Source organism: Paenibacillus sp. OK076, from assembly GCF_900110055.1.
Lineage (GTDB): Bacteria > Bacillota > Bacilli > Paenibacillales > Paenibacillaceae > Paenibacillus.
Window position 1 is genome coordinate 23546 of sequence record NZ_FOCH01000008.1, and the last position, 23088, is coordinate 46633.

At 46.7% G+C, this 23088-nt stretch carries 19 protein-coding genes and 1 tRNA gene; 18 read left to right on the top strand and 2 right to left on the bottom strand.

The features are described 5' to 3' along the window. Window positions 1-21 precede the first annotated feature (21 nt). The 11 genes from BMY78_RS30295 to BMY78_RS30345 all read left to right on the top strand — a co-directional run bounded on the left by BMY78_RS30295 (window position 22) and on the right by BMY78_RS30345 (window position 13256). On the top strand, window positions 22-1773 hold the full coding sequence (locus tag BMY78_RS30295) for a hypothetical protein (RefSeq protein WP_090905140.1): 1752 nt from the start codon (window positions 22-24) through the stop codon (window positions 1771-1773). 191 nt (window positions 1774-1964) lie between these two features. Beyond that, window positions 1965-3698 (top strand): tetratricopeptide repeat protein, encoded by a 1734-nt coding sequence (locus BMY78_RS30300; protein WP_090905141.1) that lies wholly within the window; start codon window positions 1965-1967, stop codon window positions 3696-3698. 170 nt (window positions 3699-3868) lie between these two features. After that, window positions 3869-4828, top strand: coding sequence for a thioredoxin-disulfide reductase (gene trxB, locus BMY78_RS30305; RefSeq protein WP_090904977.1), 960 nt, complete (start codon window positions 3869-3871; stop codon window positions 4826-4828). 160 nt (window positions 4829-4988) lie between these two features. Continuing rightward, window positions 4989-6020 carry an AI-2E family transporter gene (locus BMY78_RS30310; RefSeq protein ID WP_090905143.1) on the top strand — a complete coding sequence of 344 codons (1032 nt, stop codon included), beginning with the start codon at window positions 4989-4991 and terminating at the stop codon, window positions 6018-6020. Between the two features lie 498 nt (window positions 6021-6518). Further along, complete coding sequence (locus tag BMY78_RS30315) at window positions 6519-7469, top strand: ROK family glucokinase (RefSeq protein ID WP_063566497.1); 951 nt, start codon at window positions 6519-6521, stop codon at window positions 7467-7469. A 51-nt stretch (window positions 7470-7520) separates the two neighbouring features. Continuing rightward, window positions 7521-8420, top strand: a complete 900-nt coding sequence (rapZ, locus tag BMY78_RS30320; RefSeq protein WP_053782949.1) for an RNase adapter RapZ — start codon at window positions 7521-7523, stop codon at window positions 8418-8420. A 13-nt stretch (window positions 8421-8433) separates the two neighbouring features. Then, window positions 8434-9420, top strand: a complete 987-nt coding sequence (gene yvcK / locus BMY78_RS30325) for a gluconeogenesis factor YvcK family protein (RefSeq protein WP_053782950.1) — start codon at window positions 8434-8436, stop codon at window positions 9418-9420. Between the two features lie 6 nt (window positions 9421-9426). Further along, on the top strand, window positions 9427-10365 hold the full coding sequence (whiA, locus tag BMY78_RS30330) for a DNA-binding protein WhiA (RefSeq protein WP_076291990.1): 939 nt from the start codon (window positions 9427-9429) through the stop codon (window positions 10363-10365). 255 nt (window positions 10366-10620) lie between these two features. Next, window positions 10621-10890, top strand: a complete 270-nt coding sequence (locus BMY78_RS30335; protein WP_017691248.1) for an HPr family phosphocarrier protein — start codon at window positions 10621-10623, stop codon at window positions 10888-10890. A gap of 147 nt (window positions 10891-11037) precedes the next feature. Next, entirely contained in the window at window positions 11038-11793 is a 756-nt protein-coding gene (locus tag BMY78_RS30340; RefSeq protein WP_090904979.1) for an SIMPL domain-containing protein, read from the top strand. Between the two features lie 365 nt (window positions 11794-12158). Then, the gene (locus tag BMY78_RS30345) at window positions 12159-13256 is read left to right on the top strand and encodes a PdaC/SigV domain-containing protein (protein ID WP_090904981.1); all 1098 of its coding nucleotides are present in this window, start codon (window positions 12159-12161) and stop codon (window positions 13254-13256) included. A 491-nt stretch (window positions 13257-13747) separates the two neighbouring features. On the opposite strand, the gene clpP is transcribed toward BMY78_RS30345, so the two are convergent. Beyond that, entirely contained in the window at window positions 13748-14344 is a 597-nt protein-coding gene (gene clpP / locus BMY78_RS30350) for an ATP-dependent Clp endopeptidase proteolytic subunit ClpP (protein WP_063566492.1), read from the bottom strand. A gap of 179 nt (window positions 14345-14523) precedes the next feature. Continuing rightward, window positions 14524-14598, bottom strand: a tRNA-Arg gene (locus tag BMY78_RS30355). 482 nt (window positions 14599-15080) lie between these two features. On the opposite strand from BMY78_RS30355, the gene BMY78_RS30360 reads away from it, so the two are divergent. The 7 genes from BMY78_RS30360 (at window position 15081) to secG (ending at window position 22858) form a co-directional block, all read left to right on the top strand. Beyond that, window positions 15081-16106: a sugar-binding transcriptional regulator gene (locus BMY78_RS30360; RefSeq protein ID WP_076291987.1), complete on the top strand. Its 1026-nt coding sequence runs from the start codon at window positions 15081-15083 to the stop codon at window positions 16104-16106. A gap of 107 nt (window positions 16107-16213) precedes the next feature. After that, window positions 16214-17221 carry a type I glyceraldehyde-3-phosphate dehydrogenase gene (gene gap / locus BMY78_RS30365; RefSeq protein WP_056695277.1) on the top strand — a complete coding sequence of 336 codons (1008 nt, stop codon included), beginning with the start codon at window positions 16214-16216 and terminating at the stop codon, window positions 17219-17221. A gap of 149 nt (window positions 17222-17370) precedes the next feature. Continuing rightward, window positions 17371-18552: a phosphoglycerate kinase gene (pgk, locus tag BMY78_RS30370; RefSeq protein WP_090904983.1), complete on the top strand. Its 1182-nt coding sequence runs from the start codon at window positions 17371-17373 to the stop codon at window positions 18550-18552. A 33-nt stretch (window positions 18553-18585) separates the two neighbouring features. Then, the gene (gene tpiA, locus BMY78_RS30375) at window positions 18586-19338 is read left to right on the top strand and encodes a triose-phosphate isomerase (RefSeq protein ID WP_090904985.1); all 753 of its coding nucleotides are present in this window, start codon (window positions 18586-18588) and stop codon (window positions 19336-19338) included. After that, the gene (gpmI, locus tag BMY78_RS30380; protein WP_090904987.1) at window positions 19338-20882 is read left to right on the top strand and encodes a 2,3-bisphosphoglycerate-independent phosphoglycerate mutase; all 1545 of its coding nucleotides are present in this window, start codon (window positions 19338-19340) and stop codon (window positions 20880-20882) included. Before tpiA ends, gpmI begins: the two co-directional genes overlap by 1 nt. Window positions 20883-21121: 239 nt before the next feature. Continuing rightward, the gene (gene eno, locus BMY78_RS30385) at window positions 21122-22408 is read left to right on the top strand and encodes a phosphopyruvate hydratase (RefSeq protein WP_090904989.1); all 1287 of its coding nucleotides are present in this window, start codon (window positions 21122-21124) and stop codon (window positions 22406-22408) included. Window positions 22409-22624: 216 nt separating this feature from the next. Beyond that, entirely contained in the window at window positions 22625-22858 is a 234-nt protein-coding gene (gene secG / locus BMY78_RS30390; RefSeq protein ID WP_024629498.1) for a preprotein translocase subunit SecG, read from the top strand. Window positions 22859-23088 lie beyond the last annotated feature (230 nt).

The following is a 23088-nucleotide window of genomic DNA, read 5'->3' on the forward strand; positions in this document are numbered from 1 at the left end:
ATTCGTTTGGAGGGAATACACATGTACAGGCAACTGGTGGACAGCAATGACAAAGCGGTGCAAAGAGGTATATCCCGGCAGGTGCTTGACCCGGATAGCCGTTATTATGGAGGAACGATTGATCCCTCTACAGGTATTGCCTGGGTTAACCACACGACCGGAACACCTACGGATATGTGTTACTGGGGAGCGGCAATCGCAAATCCGGATTCGATCTTTTACCGGGATGAAGATCTGTTAAATCGTCTGCAGCTTGCCTCGGAGTACGTACTTCGTAATCAGCATGGAGACGGCTCAATCTCCCCCGGTTGGACCAATTCCCATTCTCCGCCGGATACTGCATTTCTCGTCGTGGGATATGCCCAGTTATATCAGCTTCTTCAGCAGCAGGATTGGGAGCCACTGCAATCTGTGCTGGATAATATGCGCCTGTTTCTGGAACGTACTGTTCCGGTCTTGGTGACTGGAGGCTGTCATACGCCGAATCATCGCTGGGTGCTATGCGCGGCGCTCGGTTTCCTGCATCAATTGTTTGACCTGGAGGAAGCTGTGCAGCGTGCAGAGCAATGGCTGGCTGAAGGTATGGATATTACGCCTGATGGGGAGTGGACTGAACGAAGCAACGGAATCTACAGCGCGGTTAGCGACATCATGCTGATTCATGCGGCACGCCTGTTGAACCGTCCCGAATTGCTGGACCCGGTGAGACTCAATCTTCGTATGATGGTGTATCTTGTACATCCAACAGGTGAGGTGGTTACGGATTACTCAGGTCGCCAGGATCTGGGGAGCGTGCATGATTTATCACCGTATTACTTGCCGTATGCCATTATGGCCCGGTTAGACGGTGATCCGATCTTTGCCGGCATGGCCGATTGGGCGGGAGAAATGTTAACAGATCCCGGCGTCTGCTCGGTCAATGCGCTCGTCCGACTGCTGCTGGAGCCGGAGCTTCAGCAGGCACGTAAAGCACGCGATCAGCTGCCTGAGCGGTACGAGATCATACTGAATGAACGATTTGTGCGGGAGGACTATTTACAGCGAGTGGATTCGGCAGGTCATCATGGACACATCTCGCACAGCCGGTTGCATACGGACTTCGGCGCACCTGTAGCACGAATTCGTACCGGTAATACAAGTGCGACTGTAATGACGGAGGTGCCTTCCTTCTTTGCCCTTCGTCATGGTGCCGTACGTCTGCTGGCCGTTCAGTTGGCCTCCTATTTCAATCCAGGATATGTGCCGATGCAGCACATGTCCCGATTGCCAGCAGGTTACTGTCTGACGGGCGAACAGAAGAAAGGCTATTACGGTCCGATCCCGGATAGCCAACTGCCTGAAACGGCGAGAACAGCCATCAGTCCGTGGTATTTATTGCCTCATCAGAGTCGATCGCTCACCCATGAGCAGACATTCCATGTACAGACGGAAGTACTACGAACGGAAAATGGCTGGACACTGAAACTGGCAGGAGAGCAGCCGGAACAGATTATGGTGCAGCTGTCTTTCGTGTTCGGAAGCGAGGGCGAGCTTTCCCATGGGGAATTGCTTGAGACGGATGAAGGCCATTATCTGTGGAAGAGCGGCACATTGCGTTATTCCTGTGGAGATGACTGGATTGAGCTGACTGGTGGAGAGGTAGGACATTTGGCGGCAACCGTACGTGAGGCGAGGTTGCCTGATAAGTGTAAGGTTGTGCTGGTTAACTTTATGACGCCTTTTCACAAGACGGTTAATATCTCTCTTTCGCCATCCATGGCCTTGAAGCTTTAATTCTGTGAATCTCTTTATAGGAAAGAGTACAAGAAGCAAAAGATGACATTTCATTCGAAAGGGATGAGGGGGTGTCATCTTTTTTGCGCATTTTTGGCATAAACGACATGAAACTACATATTGAGAAGTGGGCCTTAAGATGTGGTATACTGGAGAGTATGAATGAAAGCAAAGAGGAGGTGCCTTGGAAGATGAAGGGCAAGCTACTGCGGGCTGAGGGACACCTTGCCAATGTAATACCGATTCACTTGGATGCTTCTTTCTTTTTTGAGAGAGCTGTCCGCTCGCTGGACCGTAATCACGTCGACAAGGCATTAAAATATTTTCGTAAAGCTGTTGAATATGAACCGGAAAATCCGGTGAATCATTGTAATATGGCGGGTATATTATCAGAGAAGGGGGATTACGAGGCTTCCAATGCCGTTCTTGCACATGTGCTCGACGTGGTAGATCCGTCCATGACGGAATGTTATTTCTACATGGCGAACAATTATGCGAATATGGATCGGTTTGAAGAAGCTGAGCAAGCGCTTGTTACGTATTTGGAGGAGGATACCCAGGGGCAGTTTATGACGGAAGCCGAAGAGATGATGGAGCTTCTGTACTACGAGCTGGATCGACCAGCCAAACTGAACCGGATCAAATCACGTAAGGGTGTCGTTGAACACGATCAGGCGCGAGAATTGTTGGAACAAGGGAAGTTTGCACAGGCGGCTGAGCTGCTGGAAGGTATGTCACCTGATTATCCTGATTATTTGGCTGCTCGCAACAATTTGGCGCTTGCCTATTATTATATGGGGCTGTTTCCCAAAGCGAAAGAGACGATTGCCGAGGTACTGGAGCAGGAGCCAGGTAATTTGCATGCACTGTGTAATCTGGCGATCTTTCACCAGAACGAGAATCGAGTCGACCAAGTGCTGCTTCTGATCAAAAAATTGCGTGTTATCGTGCCTTTCCAGCACGAACAGGTCTACAAACTGGCTACCACGATGGGTATCCTGGGACAACATGATACGGCTTATGTACATTTCCGTCGCCTGTTGAAGGATGAAGAGACCGCTGCTGATCCGGCTCTTGCACATTATGCGGCAGTCGCCGCTTATAATACCGAACGTTACGATTCCGCTGAACGTCTGTGGCGCCATGTGGGCAAGCTGGACCCAGGTTCGGAAGTATCCCGGTACTATCTGTCGGGTCTTGAGGCTGTGAGACAGGGAGAGAAAGATCCGGAGAAACTAAGCTATCACTATCATCTGCCATTTGACGAGCAATTCAGACAATGGGAGAACTATGGCAACGGCATACCTGAGGAGATGAAAAATGATCCCTTGATCCGTTCCTCTTTCTTCTGGGCGTTGCGACATGGGGATCGGGCAACCAAGCTCCAGGTCATTCATGCTCTTGGTATGATCGGTGATTATGAGGTGCAGCAGGCACTGCAATCCTTCATCCAGGAACCTGGTGAAGATCAGGATCTGGTGGAAGCCGCTCGTTCCGTATTAAACGGTCTGGATGCAGAAGGAGCTGAGCAGGATGAATCTTCTGTTCTGCGGCCGCTAACTGCATCGAGCAATCGCACCATTCCGAAGATGGAGTCGATGACGGAACAATCGGAAATGAAACCTTCGCCGCATTGGCAGGCGGTCGTGGACCGGGCGTTACAGATGTCTGAAGCCAAAGCCGAATTGCAGCAAGAAATGGAGCGGCTGTGGACCGACTATGTATCTCGCGTACACCCGGAGGTGCCTGGCGCGAAGCAAATTGAAGGCTTGGCTGCGGGACTGGAATATCTGGCTGCGAAAATTCACAGTCGTCCAGTGACCTACCAAAGCATAGCCGACCGGTATGGCATATCAGCTGCCACAGTCAGCAAATATGCACGGCAAATCAATAAAGTGTGCAATTCCAACCCACCGGTCCAGTAAATGTTCCTTGAAATTTCTCGCTTGGGGATAGACTTCATTGCGTGAAGGATACATAGGCCTGGAAAACGGGTAAACTTAACGATAGGTCTCGACATGCCTGTAGGATATCATCATAGCAAGTTAATCGCCACTCAACACACTCTCAACCTTATTAAGGAGGCTGTATCTATATGTCTAAATACAGAACGATTGTGATCGGTACCGGACCTGCGGGTCTGACAGCAGCGATATATCTGGCTCGTGCTAATCTAAACCCACTGGTAATCGAAGGTCTACAGCCGGGTGGTCAATTGACGACGACAACGGAAGTTGAGAATTTCCCTGGTTTTCCGCAAGGTATTATGGGTCCGGAACTGATGGACAATATGCGCAAGCAAGCGGAGCGTTTTGGAGCTGAGTTCAAAAATGGCTGGGTGGAAGAAGTGGATTTCAGCAAACCGCCCTTCAAGGTTAAAGTTGGAGGCATCGGTGAACTGGAAGCCGAATCGATCATTATCTCTACCGGTGCTTCGGCCCGTTATCTCGGCATTCCGGGAGAGCAGGAAAATGTGGGACGTGGAGTAAGTACATGTGCCACCTGTGACGGATTCTTTTTCCGTGGTAAAAAGATCGTCGTTGTTGGCGGTGGAGACTCCGCGATGGAGGAAGCCAGCTTCCTGACCCGTTTTGCAACAGACGTTACCTTGGTTCACCGCCGGGACGAATTACGTGCATCGAAAATTATGCAGGATCGAGCTCGCAGCAACGAGAAGGTGAAATGGGCCTTGAACCGTACACCGCTCGAAGTTGTGCCTGAGGCTCTTGGCGTCAAAGGACTTAAGGTCCGCAATAACGAGACCGGACAGGAAGAGTTGCTTCAGGCGGATGGGGTATTCATTGCCATTGGACACACACCGAATACGGGGTTCCTGGGCAACCAGATTACTTTGGATGAGCACGGTTATGTTGTCGTTAAACCGGGTACAACCGAGACCAACATTCCAGGTGTATTCGCCTGTGGTGACGTTCAGGATACGAAGTATCGTCAAGCCATTACAGCAGCAGGTTCAGGATGTATGGCCGCAATGGACTGCGAGAAATTCCTTGAAGGCAGTATTGTGCATGACTGGAGCGAAACACTGGATAAGTAAGCATGAAAAGGGTATGTTTTGGCATAAATTAAGGATAAGAGACAACGGGAAGTCTCATGATGTGAGAAGCCGGAAGGCTTCTCTTTTTTTGAAACCAAAGTGGGCATGAGATCGTATACATAATGGGCATATTAGCTGTGAGGTGAAGACTTTGGGGGAAATGATAAAAGATTGGTTACAGAATGCAACAGTGCGGCGATTTTTGATCCTGCTGTTGTTTTGTTTGGTGCTTTTCAGCATGGGGAGTATGCTGCACATGATTTTGCTGTTATTCCTGGTGACGTATGTCATGAACAGGCTGCAGCATTTTATCACAGAGAAGTTGAATCGTTTATTTCCGATTAACTATAAAGTTGTAGTCATTCTGCTCTACCTTATCGTTATTGCAGCCATAGTACTGGGCATCTCCAGGTATTCACCACGAATTGTGGATCAGGTTGTTCAGTTAACGAATGAGATCATGAAATTTCTTGATACTGCTGACGGGGATAATTTTGCTTCCAAAATTGCAGGTTATCTTCAATCGTTCGATATCAAAAACTATACCAACGATGCATTGAAGTATATTTTTGCGTTAAGTAAATGGTTGGAGTTCATTCTACTGGTCATCATCCTGAGCCTTTTCTTCTTGTTGCAGAAGCGGGAGATTTCCAAGTTTACCTCCAAGTTCAAAACAAGCAAGATCGGCTGGTTCTATAATGAAGTGGCGTACCTTGGAGATAAATTTGTATCTTCCTTTGGTAAAGTAATCGAGGCACAGTTGTTGATTGCGGTGTTCAATACAGCTTTGACGATTTTGGGATTATGGATACTCGGCTTCCCGTACTTGTTCGCCTTGACCATTCTGGTATTCATGCTGAGTCTGGTACCCGTTGCGGGGGTTATCATCTCACTGATTCCGCTGTGTCTAATCGGCTATCAACTGGGTGGGTTGCAGCTCAGCGTGATCGTGGTCATTATGATCATCATTATTCATGCGTTGGAGACGTACTTCCTGAATCCGAAGCTGATGGCGCACAAAACCAAATTGCCGATGTTTTACACGTTTATCGTACTGATTCTGTCTCAACATTTCCTGGGGATCTGGGGGCTTATCATCGGTATTCCGATCTTTGTCTTCCTGCTCGATATTCTGGACGTCAACAAGATGGAAAAAACGGAAGAACCCGTACGTGTAGAAACGAAACTGTGACCAGTAGCTGAATAACTGCTGAAGGCTAGGTTAGGTAATGTTCATAAAATTAGAGAAACGCCTCCTGTTATGGGAAGGCGTTTTTTTGCGTCGTTAGGGCTAAGGGTTGCAACAACTGTACTACGGGTGAGCTCATCTTGAATCACGTCCTTGTTCTGTTCTATAAGATATTTCCATCTTACCGAACTGCCCTAGACGTGATTAGTAAGGATTGTCATGAAATTCAGATGACAATTGTCATCTTTTACGCATGGAACGAGTGGATATGCAATATCATGAGTTGAGGCTTCCTCCTCTATGGAGGAAGGAAAGAAGCTTGCGTTTTTGATAGAGACAAATGAGGTTGTATACGTATTCAAAAATAGCCTGTGATGTTGTTCACAATAGCGGGGAAGCTAATCACAGCAAAGGTCTTATCGTCTTGACCCAGGCGTATCCTTCAATTATAGTTGGTACGTAGGATTAAACTATTATAGATAGATAAAGGTGGCTTGTAGCATGTCTGAGAAAATCTACGTTGGGGTCGATCTCGGCGGAACAGCAATCAAGGTCGGTATATGTGATGAACACGGTCAGCTTATGCATACGTATGAAGGACCGACTGAAGTGGATAAGGGCGTTGACACGGTCATTGCCAACATCGAAAAGTATGTCCGTCATATCGTTGCCGAATCGCCTTACAGCTGGGAACAGCTTGAAGGTGTGGGAGCAGGAGTGGCTGGGTTCACCAATGTACGCGAGGGAATTATCGTTCTTGCCCCTAACATTGGATTTCGGAATGTAGCCATTCGTTCGATTTTGGAAGAACGTCTGGGCAAGCCAGTCAAAATAGATAACGATGCAAACGTGGCTGCACTGGGTGAAGCCTGGGCAGGTGCCGGCAAGGGAGTGGACAACTGTGTATGCTATACGCTTGGTACAGGCGTTGGTGGCGGACTGATCTTGAACGGCAAGATCTATCAAGGTTTCTCCGGTATGGCTGGTGAGCTTGGTCATGTCAGTGTTGTTCCTGATCTGGAAGCGATTCAGTGCGGATGTGGCAAAATGGGATGCGTGGAAACTGTATCTTCAGCAACCGGAATTATTCGTATGGCCAAAGACGCTGTAGAGCGTGGAGACCATACATCACTGGCACTCGTGGACAAGATTGCAGCCAAGGAAGTATTTGATGCAGCCAAGGCGGGCGATGAAGTTGCGCTTCGTATCGTCAATCGTGCAGCGTTCTATCTGGGTAAATCGATGGCGGCTGTAGCGGCTGTGATTAACCCTGAGATGTTCATTATCGGTGGCGGTGTATCCAAAGCGGGTAATATTTTGTTTGATGAAGTACGCACTGTATTTGCGAAACTGACACCTGAACCGCTGCAAGAAGGGGTTAAAATCCTTGAAGCAACGCTTGGCAACAATGCAGGTATTGTTGGCGCGGCTGGTCTTCTCCTGCGTTCCTAGTAACCTCGTAACAGTATAATCCGACAGCAATATGATAAGGAGGGGACATTTATGCTTGAAGGTGAAGTTTCACCGGGCACAGGCGCCACGCTCATTATCATTACGGGCATGTCCGGAGCAGGCAAGACGATTGCAGTACAAAGCCTGGAGGATCTTGGTTTCTTCTGTGTGGATAATCTTCCACCGGTATTGATTCCGAAATTCGCGGAGTTGATTGAGCAATCGAACGGCAAAATTGGCAAGGTCGCATTGGTTATCGACCTGCGCGGTCGTGAGTTCTTTACGGCTTTGTCCGAGTCACTGAACTATATTAAAGATCATTTTACCATTCATTGTGAAATATTATTCCTGGACGCGACAGACTCTGTATTAGTCCAGCGCTATAAGGAGAGCAGGCGCAGACATCCGCTGGCTCCTGAGGGTATGCCGCTTGATGGCATCCGGCTGGAACGTAAGATGCTGGAGGAGCTCAAAAACTCCGCCACTCAGGTACTGAATACCAGTACGATGAAGCCTGCTCAATTGAAAGAGCGTATCATATCCCGCTTTTCTCATCTGGAAAGCCATATGCTGTCGGTAAATATTACGTCGTTTGGGTTCAAATACGGTATTCCAATCGATGCGGATCTGGTGTTTGACGTTCGTTTCTTGCCAAATCCGCATTATATTGAGCATTTACGTCCGAATACGGGACAGAATAGTGATGTATACGAATATGTTATGAAATGGCCGGAGACGCAAGCGTTTCTGACCAAGCTGCTGGATATGCTGCATTTTCTGATTCCGCAATACCGGAAGGAAGGCAAAAGCCAGGTTATTATTGGAATCGGCTGTACCGGAGGCAAGCATCGTTCGGTAGCAATATCGGAATATTTGGGCAAAATGTTGGGAAGCAGCGAAACTGAGGCTGTCACCGTGAGCCATCGCGACGCCGACCGGGACCGTCATTGAAGAGGGTGAAGGGATGAAAGAAGCCGGACCACGAAGAGAACGTCCGAGAATTGTAGTCATGGGCGGCGGAACCGGATTATCCGTGATGCTGCGCGGTTTGAAGGAAAAGCCGCTGGACATCACGGCCATCGTGACGGTGGCGGATGACGGAGGAAGTTCGGGCATCCTGCGTAATGAGCTGCAAATGCCGCCTCCGGGCGACATTCGTAACGTACTCACGGCGCTAGCAGATGTAGAACCGTTGTTGTCGGATATGCTGAATTATCGCTTCAATACAGGCGCGGGGCTTGCAGGCCACAGCCTGGGTAACTTAATTTTGGCTGCAATGACGGATATATCGGGCGACTTTGTGACCGCTGTGCGGGAACTTAGCCGCGTGTTTGCCGTTCGGGGTGAGGTATTGCCCGCAGCCGGGCAGGCCGTTATACTGCATGCAGAGATGGAGGATGGCTCGATTGTTACGGGCGAGTCCAAGATCCCTGAAGCTGGCTTACGGATCAAACGTGTTTTCCTTGAACCGGATCACGTGGAGCCGTTGCCAGAGGCTGTTGAGGCTATTCGTCAGGCAGACGCCATCCTGATTGGGCCTGGTAGTCTCTACACGAGTATTTTGCCCAATCTGCTTGTACCTAAGCTGGCTGAAGCTGTCGTTGAGGCGGACGCAGTGAAAATGTTTATTTGTAATGTGATGACACAGCCAGGAGAGACGGATAATTACACGGTGAGTGACCACCTCAAGGCGGTACATGAACATGTAGGACATCAAATTTTCGACTATGTTATTGTAAATAATGGTGATATTCCGCTGCAGGTGCAGAATAAGTATGCGGAAAAAGGAGCTAAACCGGTTGTACTGGATATGAATGTGCTGAAGAGTGCCGGCTATCAAGTCGTTGCGGATACATTGGTCCTATTCCGAACCTATCTGCGTCATGATGCCGACAAACTGAGCCATCACATCTACCAACTTGTACAAAATTGGATGTTACGGAAGAGGTGAAGTCCCATGTCGTTTGCAGCACAGACCAAAAAAGAACTAACGATGATTGAAAGCGAACCGTGCTGCGAAAAGGCGGAACTTTCAGCCCTCATCCGTATGCTTGGTGCGGTGCAGTTATCGAATAAAAAAGTCATCTTGGATATTTCGACGGAGAATGCCGCCATTGCAAGACGGGCATACTCTCTGCTTAAAAAGCATTTTCAAGTGCATACGGAATTGCTTGTCCGCAAAAAAATGCGGCTGAAAAAGAACAATGTATATATTGTTCGGATTCCAACTATGGTACAAGAGATTTTAAAAGATCTGTACATTGTATCCGAAGGATTTCTGTTTACTCCCGGGATTAGTGGAGAGCTGTTCAATAATAACTGCTGTAAACGTGCTTATCTTCGAGGCGCATTTATGGCAGGTGGCTCAGTCAACAATCCCGAAGGTTCATCCTACCACCTGGAGATTGCGTCCATGTATGAGGAGCACTGTCAGGCCCTGGTGGACCTGGCGAATGAATTTCATCTCAATGCCCGTTGTATAGAACGCAAAAAAGGATTCATCCTATACATTAAGGAAGGCGAGAAAATCATTGAGCTGCTCAGTATCATTGGTGCACATCAGGCCCTTTTCAAGTTCGAGGATGTGCGTATCATGCGAGATATGCGTAATTCCGTCAACCGAATCGTCAATTGTGAGACGGCGAATCTGAACAAAACGATTGGAGCGGCAGTCAGACAGATCGATAACATCAGACTGTTGCAAAAAGAAGTTGGTCTGGAGTCGTTGCCCGAAAAGCTTCGTGAAGTGGCTGAAGTGAGGCTCGCCCATCCGGATATCAACTTGAAGGAAGTAGGCGAACTGCTTAAGGGTACAGTAAGTAAGTCCGGGGTGAATCACCGGCTTCGCAAGATTGATGAGCTGGCAGAGAAGGTTCGTACCGAGCGTTACGGTTAAAATAAGGGTAGGGCAGCCTGGCAAAGCTGATTGCTTTCGTTTTCTTCAAAAGGTCAGCTTGAAGTCAGCCTTAAGGATCTTGGAGATCTGCTCAGGTGAAATGAAGCGATGTAAAAAGGCTAAAATGGGTCATAATAATGACATCCAATCACCCTGAGTTTTTTCTTCTAGTGTCCTGCTCTGGTTATATGGTATAATGTTATAAATATAATTGTGTATTTAATGTCTAGATTTCATAATAGGGGGTAAGTTTCCATGACAAAGCACCCGGTAGTTGTCCGTTTGAAAACGGGTCTCCATGCCAGACCTGCGGCACTGTTCGTTCAAGAAGCGAATAAGTACTCATCTGAAGTGTTCGTCGAGAAGGACGACAAAAAAGTAAATGCAAAAAGTATCATGGGGATCATGAGCCTTGCAATCAGTACTGGTACGGAAATCCAGATTAGTGCAGAGGGCGCGGACGCCGAACAGGCTGTAAACGCTTTAGTTAGTCTGGTAAGCAAGGAAGAGCTTGAGAACCAATAAGATATGATTTGAATCCAATGAAGAAGTCCCGAAAGGGGCTTTTTTGCGTTTTAGGACTGTCAAGTGCAACATTATGGAATTAAGCCCGTCTGTTAGGTATCAAATCGATTTGAGTATGAGATGTTAAAACTTAAGGAGGCTAACATGATGGGTAAATTATGGATGAAACCGCTGGGCGCGGTGATGGTTGCTGGTACATTGCTTGTTGGAGGTACTGCGTGGGTGGCACCTAGTAACTATGCCTATGCTGCTGAGGTACAGGGGGTACAGCAAAACGTGATTAATGTTGTGGGTACAGGTGAGATTCAGGTGAAGCCTGACATCGCTTATCTTTCCATCGGAGTGAACAGTACGGCAGACACAGCAGCCTCTGCTCAAAAAGCGAATGCAGCGAAAATTCAAAAAGTTAGCAATCTGCTGAAAAGTACGTGGAAAATCAGTGCGGATGATATTCAAACCAGCCAGTTCTACGTACAGCCTAACTATACGTATAGTGAAAAAGACGGACAGAAGATCAAAGGGTACACAGCTCATCACACACTGACTGTAACTTACCGGGAGATGGACAAGATTGGTGAACTCCTGGATGCAGCATCCCAGGCTGGTGCCAACAACATTGAAAATGTTCGTTTTACGGTAGAAAAACCGGAGAGCTTTGAAGCTCAAGTGATTGAAAAAGCTGTTGCCAATGCTGATGTGAAAGCTGGAGCTATTGCAAAAGCGGTTAAACGTCAACTGGGTGCTGTTCTGTCCGTGAGCCAAGGTGATGCCAATGTACCTGTGTTCTATGCAAATGAGGCTCTGATGTCCCAAGCGAAGTCAGAGGCAGATGGCGGTACAGCCATTGAAACAGGTCAGGTTAAAGTAAGCACAACGCTGAATATTACTTATGAAATGAAATAGGTGAAATAAATAAAGGCTGAATGTCCGTTAAAGATATGCTTGAGCAGGCGAAAGGCAATAATGACAAAGACGTTGTCCGATGGACAGCGTCTTTTTTGTTATAAAGGCGGACTTGATGAAGTTTGAAAAGAAGAGATGAAATATGACGAAATAAATTGCTGGTTATTGGTATCTTTTTTGTCTATTTGTTCGTAACAAAACATTCATTATAGGCATCTGGATCAAACAACATTGTAACTGGAGCTGTAAACCTTTCCGGAATCGGGTTAATTATAATAAAGAGGTGAGCGTATGAGGCATACGATCAAATCAGGATACATACGCAATGACACTCAAAATTTGAATTCGAGAGAGGAGTTTTATATATGACATCATGGAAAAAATGGACAAGTGCACTATTGGCGGCAGGAATTATTGTGGGGAGCGGGGCTGTATGGCAGGATAGTTCTGTAAAGGCAGCTTCAGTATCCACGAAAGTGACAACACCTACTGAGGTAACTCTGAAATCGGGAGGCAAAACGCTTACTCAAAAAGGACTCCTTCAAGGCGGCTCCACTTGGGTATCGCTTACGGCTGTCAAAGATGTAGCGGGTGGAAGCTTGAAATATGATGCGAAAACCAAAGAGTATGCCCTGACAGCAGCCAATAACAAAATGACGATCAGTCTGTTGGATGGTGATCCAATGCTGAGAATAAATGGGTATTACCCAGGGGTAGAAGCGAAGCTGATTAATGGCCGATTGTACATTCCGTTCTCTGCAATGAGAGATTATTTGGGTGTACAGGGCAACTGGGATGGTAAAGCCAAGACACTGTCGCTGAGCAAAGTGAAGCAAAATAACGTGGCAGTCAAAGCGGCAACAGTGAAAGTCAGCATCAAGAATGCTGAAGTCGATATTCAATATCCTCAGGTGAGCGGACTGGCGAACGATAAAGCGGAAGCGGCTATCAACAAGGTGTTGAAAGATGAAGTCGATGCTTTTGTAGCAGATTTCAAAAAACAAACCAAGGAATTTGGTGATGCAGCAGCGAACCGTCCATATGCATTTGAGAGTTCTTATGTCGTGACATACAACGAAAATGGTGTACTTGGGCTCATTACGCAAAGTTATCAGGACTATGCAGGCGCACATGGCATGACGTTCCGTACAGGTCACACCTTTGCTCTGGATTCCGGTAAGGAATTGAGTCTGGATGATGTGATCCAAAATAACAAAACCGTACGTGAGACAGTAAGCAAAAAAGTGGGAGATCAGCTTAAAGCCCGTGGTGGTTACCTTGAAGGCTATAAAGGTCTAAATAAAGATCAGGATTTCTATGTAACCCCAACTGGTGTAGTTGTATTCTTCCAGTTGTATGAGTACACAGCTTATGCGGAGGGTTTCCCAGAATTCCCGTTCACATACAAAGAGTTGCTTTCTAAAGGCACAGAGCCGTTCAGTGGCTTAACGGCCAACAAGTAAGAGTATCGGAAGTATTAGTCATTCCTTAAGTAATTCATTGGATATCTGGAACTCTAACGAACCTGTTGCATCTTATAAGGCTAGATATGAGGCTTGGGATATTGTAACGAATCGTAGAGAGGCTATGGAGTGAAGAAACGGGGAAATCGAAAGAAAACGGGAACATATAGCAACGATAACATTCCTGTGATTCGTTAGAATTCCATTTCGTTGAAATGATGGTCAATAGCGTGTGCTCAGTTCGTTAGATGTGATGTACGTTAATATTAGCTGTGTTCGTGTTGTTGTAGTGTCCGTCTTCACATAGGTTCTAGGGCCATTGTAATGCTATTAGATTTAAACGAATTATGCACTCTTAAATTATCTTCAAAAAAAAGGACGCCCTCGTCATATTGACGAGAGCGCCCTTTTTTCATATAGGCAACTCAACTGGGCGTTACCCTTTGAGTTGCCTATATGGTATATCCGTTTAATTGGCGATTCGCCTCGGCTTAGATGCCTTGGGAACCTACGTTTTCGATAACTTTATCGATGATACCGTAATCAGCAGCTTCAGCAGCGCTCATAAAGTAGTCACGATCTGTATCTTTCTCGATACGCTCCAGCGGTTGGCCTGAGCGCTCAGCGATGATGCGGTTCAAGGTATCACGCATTTTCAGGATGCGGCGGGCACGAATTTCGATGTCCGAAGCTTGACCTTGCGCACCACCAAGCGGTTGGTGAATCATGATTTCGCTGTTAGGCAATGCAAAACGTTTACCTTTGGCACCTGCGTTCAACAGGAATGCACCCATCGAAGCCGCCATACCTACACAGATGGTAGATACATCCGGTTTGATGAATTGCATAGTATCGTAAATCGCCATACCGGCTGTAATGGATCCGCCTGGGCTATTGATGTATAAGTGAATGTCTTTCTCCGGATCTTCCGCAGTAAGGAACAACATCTGTGCCATGATGGAATTCGCTACAACGTCATTTACATCACTGCCAAGGAAGATGATACGATCCTTCAGCAATCTGGAATAGATGTCATAGGCGCGCTCACCGCGGTTGCTCTGTTCAACGACCATTGGAATATAACTCACGTGAAAAACCTCCTCGGAAATGTAAATGTTAAATTGGTGTTTATATATAAACTGTTACCGTATTACCCACATCATAAACAATTTCAAACAAAAAGTCAAAGAAAGTCAAACTAAGTTTGAAAAAAAAGAAACCTATTCGGTTTCATTGGTTAAAAGGGTTATGAGCTACTAATTAAGAGTGGCGCGCCCGCCAAGAATCGAACTTGGATCTCAGGCTTCGGAGGCCTACGTCATATCCATTGGACCACGGGCGCACATTGATTATTGCTGCAAGCATAGCTGCATAAAGCTGTTTTGAAATAGAAGTTTCAAAGATGTGACAGCAATATTGATTATAGCTCATGAATAATTGAATTGCAAGCAGATGTTTACTGTTGTGGTTTGGATAAGCTTGAAAATGATCATGATGAAGATAAGTGGATAAAGAGCGCAAATAGGTAAATGCTAAAAGAGGTTTTGGATATGCCATATGAAAAACAACAGCAAGCAATATGTAGATGGAAAATTTACTTTGCTTCTATATATGGTATCGAACAGGTTGTTCTCGATCAGAGTAGGGTGACATTGTGAAAATAGGCGCGTACAAACGCCTGAAACGTGTCGAAATAAGGCTTTGAAACACTTGCATGTCGCGTCAGTTTTAGGTAGAATAGACGTGGGACTTAAAAAGTTAACCCGGGACGTTTTAGGGCCATGAAAGAAAGCTTGGAACGAGAAGCTTGCGGGAGTGGAAAGCATGCGAACGATTTTAGAAGTACAAAAGCAGCTTCTGCCTGATCTCATGGATGTCTTGAAGAAGAGGTACACGATTCTGCGCCAGATCATGTTATCGGATGTGATCGGACGAAGAACGTTAGCTAATTCCATGCAGATGACCGAGCGGGTTCTGAGGGCTGAGACCGATTTGTTAAAGGCTCAGGGACTTATTGAAATTGACAGTGCAGGGATGAAGATCAGTGAGGCAGGGCATGAATTGCTGCAGCAGTTGGAACCCGTCGCCAAAGAGCTGTTTGGATTATCCGAACTGGAAGAACGCATCAAGCAAGCCTACGGTCTGCAAAAGGTAGTTGTGGTTCCCGGCGATTCGGACATTTCTCCATTTGCCAAACGGGAGCTGGGCAGAGCCGGAGCGAAGGCTCTGGGTAATATCATGAGTGATAACGATGTTGTCGCCGTAACTGGCGGTTCAACAACGGCTGAAGTCGCAGAGCAACTCACTCCGCCAACATCGCTGAAAGGTGTCTGGTTCGTACCGGCACGCGGTGGGCTGGGAGAAAGCCTCGAAATTCAGGCCAATACGATAGCATCCACGATGGCAAAACGGGTAGGAGCCCAATACAAACTCCTGCATGTACCGGATTTGCTGAGTGATCATGCCTATGAATCACTAATCCAGGACCCGAGTGTTCAGGAGATTCTGCAGCTGATCCGAAAATCGCGGATCGTCATTCATGGAATTGGTGATGCCGTAGAGATGGCACGGCGCCGCAAACTTGCGACAGAGATCATAGATGAACTCCAGGAGCAAGGGGCCGTATCTGAATCATTCGGTTATTACTTTAATGATCAGGGTGAGGTGGTACATACCATGCTTACGCTGGGCATGCGACTCCAGGATATAGAACGAACCGATGTCGTAATTGGCATTGCAGGTGGCAAGAGCAAGGCTGCTGCCATACATTCTGTCCTGCGATTTGGTCAGGAAGATATTCTGATTATTGATGAGGCTGCTGCTGAAGTCATCGTCGCCGAAATGGAATAAGGTTTTATTTTGCACCACAACTATTGTTGTCTTGACGGACTTCACCGTCTGTCTTGAATATATAAGCTTCATAAAAAAATCAATCAAAACTTGGGAGGAACTTACTCATGATTAAAGTAGGTATTAACGGTTTTGGACGTATTGGTCGTTTGGCATTCCGCCGTATTCAAAATGTAGAGGGCATTGAAGTTGTAGCAATCAACGACTTGACTGATGCTAAAATGCTGGCTCATTTGCTTAAATATGATACAACTCAAGGTCGCTTCGATGGCGATGTTGAAGTACACGATGGCTTCTTCAAAGTGAACGGCAAAGAAGTTAAAGTATTGGCTAACCGTAACCCAGAAGAACTGCCATGGGGCGACCTCGGCGTAGATATCGTTCTGGAATGTACTGGTTTCTTCACAACTAAAGAAGCAGCTGAGAAACACTTGAAAGGTGGAGCTAAGAAAGTTGTTATCTCCGCACCAGCTACTGGCGACATGAAAACCATCGTTTACAACGTAAACCATGAAATCCTCGACGGTACTGAAACTGTAATCTCCGGCGCATCTTGCACAACAAACTGCCTGGCACCTATGGCAAAAACGCTGCAAGACAAATTCGGAATCGTTCAAGGTTTGATGACTACAATTCACGCTTACACTGGCGACCAAAACACATTGGATGCTCCACACCCTAAAGGTGACTTCCGTCGTGCTCGCGCAGCAGCTGAAAACATCATCCCTAACACAACTGGTGCTGCTAAAGCAATCGGTTTGGTTATTCCAGAACTGCAAGGCAAACTCGACGGTGCAGCTCAACGTGTACCAGTAGCTACTGGTTCCCTGACTGAGCTCGTAACTGTATTGGGCAAAAAAGTTACTGCTGAAGAAGTTAACGCAGTAATGAAAGAAGCTTCCGATCCACAAACTTTCGGATACACAGAAGATGAAATCGTATCTTCCGATATCCAAGGTATCACTTTCGGTTCCCTGTTTGATGCAACTCAAACTAAAGTTCTGACTGTTGGCGACCAACAATTGGTTAAAACTGTAGCTTGGTATGACAATGAAATGTCCTACACTGCTCAACTGGTTCGCACTTTGGAGCACTTTGCAAAAATGATCAAGTAATATCTGCAATAACATAGAGCGGAAACAGATGCTATTGTTTCCGCTCTTTATATATCAATATTTTGCAAATTTCTCAAAAACACCAGGATTGACAAGGGATTTGGGCCCTTGATTGGTCCACCAAATACATGGGTGCGGAGGAAATACAGATGAACAAAAAAAGTGTACGTGATATCGAATTGACAGGAAAACGGGCTTTTGTCCGTGTAGATTTTAATGTGCCGCTCGAAGATGGTAAAATTACAGATGACAAACGTATTCGTGCCACGCTTCCTACGATCAACTATTTGATCGAAAAAGGCGCTAAAGTTATTTTGGCAAGCCACATGGGTCGTCCAAATGGCGAAGTGGTTGAATCCTTGCGTTTGACTCCAGCGGCTGAGCGTTTGTCCGAGTTGCTTGGTAAAAAAGTGGTTAAAGCTGACGATTCCGTTGGCGAAACCGTAAAAGCTCAAGTCGCTGAACTGAACAACGGCGACGTATTGTTGCTTGAGAACGTTCGTTTCCACGCAGGCGAAGAGAAAAACGATCCGGAACTCGCGAAACAATTTGCTGAACTGGCTGACGTATTTGTTAACGATGCATTCGGCGCAGCGCACAGAGCACATGCTTCGACAGAAGGTATCGCTCACCTGCTGCCAGCAGTATCCGGCCTGTTGATGGAGAAAGAACTGGAAGTGTTGGGTAAAGCCATCTCCAACCCTGAGCGTCCTTTCACAGCCATCATCGGTGGTTCCAAAGTTAAAGACAAAATCGATGTGATCGACAACCTGTTGAACATTGCAGACAACGTAATCATCGGTGGCGGTCTTTCCTACACATTCATGAAGGCTCAAGGTCATGAAGTAGGTCAATCCCTGCTGGATGAGTCCAAACTGGATGTTGCTCTGGGCTTTATCGAAAAAGCAAAGAAACTGGGTAAAAACTTCTATCTGCCAGTTGATATCGTTATCTCCGATGACTTCAGCGCTAACGCAAATACGAAGATTGTTGAAGTTGGCGACATTCCTGCAGATTGGGAAGGTATCGACATCGGTCCTAAAACACGTGAGATCTATGCTGACGTTGTTAAAAACTCCAAACTTGTTGTATGGAACGGACCAATGGGCGTATTCGAAATCGAGCCTTTCTCCCACGGTACTCGTGCAGTAGCAGAAGCTTGCGCTGAGACATCGGCATACACCATCATTGGTGGCGGTGACTCCGCAGCAGCAGCTGAGAAGTTCAAACTGGCTGACAAAATGGACCACATCTCTACAGGTGGCGGTGCATCGCTCGAGTTCATGGAAGGCAAAGTGCTTCCTGGCGTAGTTGCATTGAACGACAAGTAAGCTTTAAGCTATAGCATGAAGGAGTTGAAAACCATGAGAACACCGATTATCGCAGGTAACTGGAAAATGTTCAAAACGGTTTCCGAATCCAATGACTTCATTCAGGAAGTCAAAGGAAAAGCGGAAGTTGAAGGCGTAGAGACTGTTATTTGCGCACCGTTTACGAATCTGCCATCCCTGGTAGAAGCTGTTAAAGGCACAAACATCAAAATTGGTGCACAAAATCTTCATTTTGAAGACAACGGTGCATTCACAGGTGAAATCAGCGGCGTTATGCTGAAAGAACTGGGTGTGGATTATGTCATTATTGGTCACTCGGAGCGCCGTCAATATTTTGCGGAAACCGATGAGACTGTCAATAAAAAGTTGCATGCAGCATTCCGTCACGGATTGACTCCAATCTTTTGCCTTGGTGAAACGCTAGAAGAGCGCGAAGCGAACCAAACGAAAGACGTATGCAAAGTGCAAACAGAAGCTGCTTTGGCAGGTCTGTCTGCAGAGCAAGCGGCACAAGTCGTTATCGCTTATGAGCCAATCTGGGCGATTGGTACAGGCAAATCCTCCACTTCCCAAGATGCGAATGAAGTTATTGCTTACATCCGTACGCTGGTGAAGGATCTGTACGACCAAAAGGTAGCAGATGCAGTTCGTATTCAATACGGCGGCAGTGTTAAACCTGAGAACGTAACAGAATACCTCGGACAAAGCGACATCGACGGCGCACTTGTTGGCGGTGCCAGCTTGCAGCCGGCTTCGTTCATCGCGCTTGTTGAGGGGGCGAAGTAATGACAGCTCCAAAACCTGTAGCGCTGATCATTATGGACGGCTTTGGTCTTCGTAACACGGAGGAAGGCAACGCGGTTGCGCAAGCCAAGAAACCGAACTATGACCGTTTTATGAGCCAATTCCCACACACAACTCTCACTGCTTGCGGTGAAGCTGTAGGTTTGCCAGAAGGGCAAATGGGGAACTCCGAGGTAGGTCACCTGAACATTGGTGCCGGCCGGATCGTATACCAGGATTTGACTCGTATCTCCAAATCGATTCGTGACGGTGAGTTCTACGACAATGAAACACTTGTCAAAGCTGTTCGCGAAGCAAAACAAAACGGTAAAAAGCTTCACTTGTATGGTTTGTTGTCCGATGGCGGCGTACATAGTCACATCGACCACTTGTTCGCTATGCTGGATCTCGCCAAAAAAGAAGAAATGAATGACGTATACATTCACGCCTTCTTGGATGGCCGTGATGTTATGCCGGATAGCGGTAAAGAATTCATGCAGAAGCTGATTGCCAAAATTGAAGAAGTCGGTGTAGGACAAATCGCAACGGTTCAAGGTCGCTACTATGCGATGGACCGTGACAAACGTTGGGAACGTGTTGAGAAATCATATCGTGCCATCGTTTATGGTGATGGACCTAAATACACTGATCCACTCAAAGCAGTTGAAGAATCGTATGAAAAATCCGTCTTTGACGAATTCGTTGAACCAACGGTTATCGTTAAAGCGGATGGCCAGCCTGTAGGTCTGGTGGAGAGCGGCGATTCCGTCATTTTCCTCAACTTCCGTCCTGACCGTGCGATCCAATTGTCGCAAGTATTCACGAACCAGGATTTCCGTGGTTTCGACCGTGGTCCGAAGTTCCCTGTGGGCTTGCACTTCGTGTGCCTGACCTTGTTCAGCGAGACCGTTGAAGGTTATGTGGCTTACTCGCCTAAAAACCTCGACAACACGCTGGGTGAAGTTCTGGTACAGAATAACAAGAAACAATTGCGTATTGCAGAAACCGAAAAATACCCGCACGTAACCTTCTTCTTCAGCGGCGGCCGTGATGTTGAGCTTCCGGGCGAAACACGCGTGCTGATCAACTCACCAAAAGTTGCAACGTACGACTTGCAGCCGGAGATGAGCGCGTATGAAGTAGCTGACGCATGTGTTCGCGAGATTGAAGCAGACAAACATGACGCCATCATTCTGAACTTCGCTAACCCTGATATGGTTGGACACTCCGGCATGCTGGAGCCTACGATTAAGGCAGTAGAAGTAACGGATGAATGCATGGGCCGTGTTGTGGATGCAGTTCTCGCTAAAGGCGGCGTTGTGCTGATTACTGCGGATCATGGTAACGCGGATATGGTGTTTGATGAGCAAGGACGTCCGTTCACGGCTCACACAACGAACCCGGTTCCATTCATCGTTACAGATGCTAATGTTACCCTGCGTGAGGGCGGAATCCTCGCGGATATCGCTCCAACGATTCTTGACTTGATGCAATTGCCTAAACCGGAAGAAATGACAGGAACATCTGTCATCGCTACCCGTAAATAATTAGTTTTAATAGGTTGTTGAATAATACAAAGTGGAACCCGGAACGAAGCAAGCAGAACCGATCTGAAGAAGCGAAGCGTTCGCCTTTATCACATGATTCCAACTTATGAAAATAAGTTCAAAGGAATCAGGGGATAACAGCGATCGGAAGATGGTACTGCGTGCGGAGTGGACTGGTGAAACTCAGGCTATTCTGAACGTATTAAAAATAAATTTAAAATTAAAGGAGATTATCACTCATGACTATTATTTCTGACGTGTACGCTCGCGAAGTCCTCGACTCCCGCGGTAACCCTACAGTTGAAGTTGAAGTATACCTGGAGTCCGGCGCAATCGGACGCGCTATCGTTCCATCCGGTGCATCCACTGGTGCCCACGAAGCTGTTGAGCTTCGCGATGGCGACAAATCCCGTTATCTCGGTAAAGGTGTTCTGCAAGCTGTTAAAAACGTAAACGAAACAATCGCTCCAGAAGTAATCGGTATGGATGCATTGGATCAACTGGGTATCGACAAATTGATGATCACTTTGGATGGTACGCCAAACAAAGGTAAACTGGGTGCTAACGCAATCCTGGCTGTATCCATGGCTGTAGCTCGTGCAGCTGCTGACGCTCTGGATCTGCCATTGTACGTTTACCTGGGCGGATTCAACGCTAAAGCACTTCCAGTACCAATGATGAACATCATCAACGGTGGTGAGCATGCTGACAACAACATCGACGTTCAAGAGTTCATGGTTCTTCCTGTTGGAGCACCAACATTCAAAGAAGCTCTCCGCGTAGGCGCAGAAATCTTCCACAACCTGAAATCTGTACTGAGCTCCAAAGGCCTGAACACAGCTGTGGGTGACGAAGGTGGTTTCGCACCGAACCTTGGTTCGAACGAAGAAGCAATCACTACAATCATCGAAGCAATTGAAAAAGCAGGTTACAAACCAGGCGTTGACGTATTCCTGGGTATGGACGTTGCTTCCACTGAGTTCTACAAAGATGGTAAGTACACACTTGCTGGCGAAGGTAAATCTTACACTTCCGCTGAATATGTTGACCTTCTGGCTTCTTGGGTTGAGAAATACCCAATCATCACAATTGAAGACGGTATGTCCGAAGATGACTGGGATGGTTGGAAATTGCTCACAGAAAAATTGGGAGACAAAGTACAACTCGTTGGTGATGACCTGTTCGTAACGAACACAGAGCGCCTGGGTAGAGGTATCGAAGAAGGTATCGGTAACTCCATCCTGATCAAAGTAAACCAAATCGGTACATTGACTGAAACATTCGATGCAATCGAAATGGCTAAACGTGCAGGATACACTGCTGTAATCTCCCACCGTTCCGGTGAGTCCGAAGACAGCACAATCGCTGATATCGCTGTTGCAACAAACGCAGGTCAAATCAAAACGGGTGCTCCTTCCCGTACAGACCGTATCGCGAAGTACAACCAATTGCTCCGCATCGAGGATCAACTGGGTGAACTGGCTCAATACAATGGTCTCAAAGGATTCTACAACCTCAAAAAATAAGTTGTCTTACGACAACATTAGGCAAGCCGGATAACCGGCTTGTCTTTTTTATTAAGTTCACTATAATTGCTTAAGATTAAAAGGGTTGAAAATATTGGCTGTATCTCAGTAATTGAGGAAATGCCACTACTTGTATCACGTTAATAGCTGTGTTACAATTAAAGTAACTGTTTTTATGGTGAGATGTTATGCCCACATGGGTAGGAGGTGGAAAGAATGGATATTGCTTTGAAATTGCTGCTCGTGGTGTTTTCGATCGGTCTAATCACTGTAGTATTGCTGCAGCACGGGAAAAGCGCTGGTTTGGCGGGTGCCATCTCCGGTGGTGCGGAACATCTTTTCGGTAAAACGAAAGCGCGCGGACTGGATCTTTTCCTGCAACGTGCAACAGTTGTACTGGGTGCAGGATTCTTCATTTTGTCTATCATCGTTACGGTTGTCTCCAAGTAAGCCGGAGTGCCTTATGTAACGAGATAGTTTCGAGCAGGAACGCTTGAATGATTAACCTTCGTTTCGAGAAGAAACGGAGGTTTTTTAATAAATTCATCCATGACCAGTCTTTTCCAATGAACCACATGATTCTGATCTTCGATTTCTTCTCACTTCTGTACGGTTACCTTCCTACATATTCGCCCTGTTCTGGGCCGATTCTTTTCTGTCTTTTCGAGAGCAAAACACAT

Coding starts and splice junctions, on each gene's coding strand:
- BMY78_RS30345 (WP_090904981.1), top strand. CDS start 12,159: ATGACATCATGGAAAAAATGGACAAGTGCACTATTGGCGGCAGGAATT.
- pgk (WP_090904983.1), top strand. CDS start 17,371: ATGAACAAAAAAAGTGTACGTGATATCGAATTGACAGGAAAACGGGCT.
- BMY78_RS30295 (WP_090905140.1), top strand. CDS start 22: ATGTACAGGCAACTGGTGGACAGCAATGACAAAGCGGTGCAAAGAGGT.
- tpiA (WP_090904985.1), top strand. CDS start 18,586: ATGAGAACACCGATTATCGCAGGTAACTGGAAAATGTTCAAAACGGTT.
- eno (WP_090904989.1), top strand. CDS start 21,122: ATGACTATTATTTCTGACGTGTACGCTCGCGAAGTCCTCGACTCCCGC.
- secG (WP_024629498.1), top strand. CDS start 22,625: ATGGATATTGCTTTGAAATTGCTGCTCGTGGTGTTTTCGATCGGTCTA.
- BMY78_RS30310 (WP_090905143.1), top strand. CDS start 4,989: ATGATAAAAGATTGGTTACAGAATGCAACAGTGCGGCGATTTTTGATC.
- BMY78_RS30300 (WP_090905141.1), top strand. CDS start 1,965: ATGAAGGGCAAGCTACTGCGGGCTGAGGGACACCTTGCCAATGTAATA.
- BMY78_RS30360 (WP_076291987.1), top strand. CDS start 15,081: ATGCGAACGATTTTAGAAGTACAAAAGCAGCTTCTGCCTGATCTCATG.
- trxB (WP_090904977.1), top strand. CDS start 3,869: ATGTCTAAATACAGAACGATTGTGATCGGTACCGGACCTGCGGGTCTG.
- gap (WP_056695277.1), top strand. CDS start 16,214: ATGATTAAAGTAGGTATTAACGGTTTTGGACGTATTGGTCGTTTGGCA.
- rapZ (WP_053782949.1), top strand. CDS start 7,521: ATGCTTGAAGGTGAAGTTTCACCGGGCACAGGCGCCACGCTCATTATC.
- whiA (WP_076291990.1), top strand. CDS start 9,427: ATGTCGTTTGCAGCACAGACCAAAAAAGAACTAACGATGATTGAAAGC.
- yvcK (WP_053782950.1), top strand. CDS start 8,434: ATGAAAGAAGCCGGACCACGAAGAGAACGTCCGAGAATTGTAGTCATG.
- BMY78_RS30315 (WP_063566497.1), top strand. CDS start 6,519: ATGTCTGAGAAAATCTACGTTGGGGTCGATCTCGGCGGAACAGCAATC.
- BMY78_RS30340 (WP_090904979.1), top strand. CDS start 11,038: ATGGGTAAATTATGGATGAAACCGCTGGGCGCGGTGATGGTTGCTGGT.
- BMY78_RS30335 (WP_017691248.1), top strand. CDS start 10,621: ATGACAAAGCACCCGGTAGTTGTCCGTTTGAAAACGGGTCTCCATGCC.
- gpmI (WP_090904987.1), top strand. CDS start 19,338: ATGACAGCTCCAAAACCTGTAGCGCTGATCATTATGGACGGCTTTGGT.